Raw genomic sequence first — 2,091 nt, forward strand, 5'->3', positions numbered from 1 at the left:
GAAGCCCCCGAAACAGACCTCAATGCCAGCCGCACCCAGGGCAAGATGGTCCTCAAGGCCGAAAAGAAAGAGAAAGACGAGGATGAGGAGGAGGAGGATGAGTAATCGGGTTTGATTTCCCGGGGTGAATTGATTAACACCTCCCCATCATTTTCCATGATAGGGAGGTGTTTAATTTTATGGAACAGCTTTACGCTGACTCTCTGGATATGCCAGACAAGGCATCGATAAATCTCAGCCAAGCGTAAAGTTGTATTGGCAAGAAAAGAATATGGCAATTCCCATCGTACTTGACCACGGTAGCCCCCAATCGCTGCAAGGGCAGATTTTTGAGCAGTTACGCCACTTGATTCTTGGGGGAAAGCTGAAACCGGGTACGCCCATCCCGGCTAGCCGGGTACTTGCGGAGCAACTGGGCACTTCTCGAAACACCGTCCTGCTCGTCTATGATCGTTTAATTGCGGAAGGCTATTTACAGGCTCGAAAAGCAATTGGAACGTACGTCAATCTCGAGTTACCTGAAACCTGTCTCGCCGCGGCACGCAGGATAGCTACGTCAGTTCCCGTTGAGGGCGAGGCGGTAAAGCGCCCCATAATTCCTTTTATCGGGCAGACGCAGGCGAAAAAACCTCATCAACATCTGGACTTTGACTTTTGCCCGGACCGAATTGATCTCGATTTATTCCCGCATAAGATATGGCGCCGCTTTATCAACAGGACATTTGCCTCTTCCAGCACTCACTTCACTGAATGTTGTGACCCCGGCGGATTGCTCCAGCTGCGGGAAGTCATTGCCGATCATCTTGGAATAGCGCGCGGAATCAGCGTTTCATCCGATCAGGTAATTATCACTGCCGGCTCCCAGGAAGGGTTGAATCTTGCAGCCCGGCTACTGATAAAGGATGGAACATTGGTCGCCACGGAGAATCCGTGCTACCACGGAGCTGCATCCCTCTTCCAAAGTTATTATGCGAGCCTGGTTCCGGTAGCTGTCGATGAGGCCGGGCTAGATGTCGAGCAATTACCGAAGGAAGGCGTAATGCTTCTGTATGTCACCCCCTCTCACCAATATCCGCTTGGCTTCACATTGCCAATCGAACGCCGCCTGAAACTACTCGACTGGGCTCGGCGTTGTGGCGCATACATTATTGAGGACGATTACGATTCGGATTTTCGATACCGCGGCTCGCCCCTCACAGCGCTGATGGGTCTTGATGATTATGGCTGTGTAATGTATCTGGGGACCTTTTCCAAATCCATGGGTGCCGGACTGCGCCTTGGTTACCTGGTAGTGCCCAAGGCATTGATGCAGGCAGCGCGCTCGGCCAAGGCGCTGCTCAATAATGGGCATGCCTGGCTGGATCAGGCAACAATGGCTGAATTTATCCGCAGCGGCGCCTATGGCAACCATTTAAGACGTATGCGCCATCTGTATTGTAAGCGTCGTGATTGTCTGGTCGAAGCTTTACGTCAGCATTTCGGGACAGTGGACCTTTCCGGACTGGAGAGTGGTCTGCACCTGGCATGGCATCTGCCCAATAATTATCCTGTTGCATCCGAACTCCAGGAGCTCGCACTTCGTCACGGCGTAGGTATCTATTCTATTGGGCCAGGCACCGCTTATGATTATGGAGAATGTAATTACAGTGCCCGTACTCTCATCCTTGGTTTTTCATCTCTCAACGAGTACCAGATCCGGGCAGGTGTTCGACGCATCGCCGACGCATTTAAAGGCCTGCGGATGAATTAGAGGTACTTATTACTTCCAGGTATTCTGCATCATAGCATCTCAAAATAAGGTTCCTACCCTAGCGGGTCTTTATCCTCTTCAAAGTAATTCATAGAGAGAGTTGCCCAGGCAATCGTGGGCTAATTGGTAGTGCTCTCCGATAGGTTTTTCTCAGTCGAATTCCGGCCTCAACCCCAGCCCAGAAGCGCTTGAAAGGGAGAGAAAACATCAGTTCTCTCACCTATGCGCTGATTGATAGATGCCAATAAAAAAACACCGATCCACCTTTCCGTCTGGCGACGGCGGCGGACCGGTGTCTTTGCCTTGACTGCCCAGCAGCTGTCGGACTTGTGAAGTCCGAC

At 51.6% G+C, this 2,091-nt stretch carries 1 protein-coding gene; it reads left to right on the forward strand.

Features of this window, described 5'->3' with window-relative positions; genetic code table 11:
• The first annotated feature begins 271 nt into the window (after positions 1-271).
• Positions 272-1,750 carry a MocR-like pyridoxine biosynthesis transcription factor PdxR gene (locus BLP45_RS14200; RefSeq protein ID WP_090373147.1) on the forward strand — a complete coding sequence of 493 codons (1,479 nt, stop codon included), beginning with the start codon at positions 272-274 and terminating at the stop codon, positions 1,748-1,750.
• Positions 1,751-2,091 lie beyond the last annotated feature (341 nt).

Origin of the sequence: Nitrosospira sp. Nl5 (genome assembly GCF_900102495.1) — a bacterium.
Taxonomy (GTDB): Bacteria; Pseudomonadota; Gammaproteobacteria; order Burkholderiales; family Nitrosomonadaceae; genus Nitrosospira.

Bases quoted from the DNA above. Each gene is read 5' to 3' on its own strand.
- BLP45_RS14200 (WP_090373147.1), top strand. From the start codon at position 272: ATGGCAATTCCCATCGTACTTGACCACGGTAGCCCCCAATCGCTGCAA.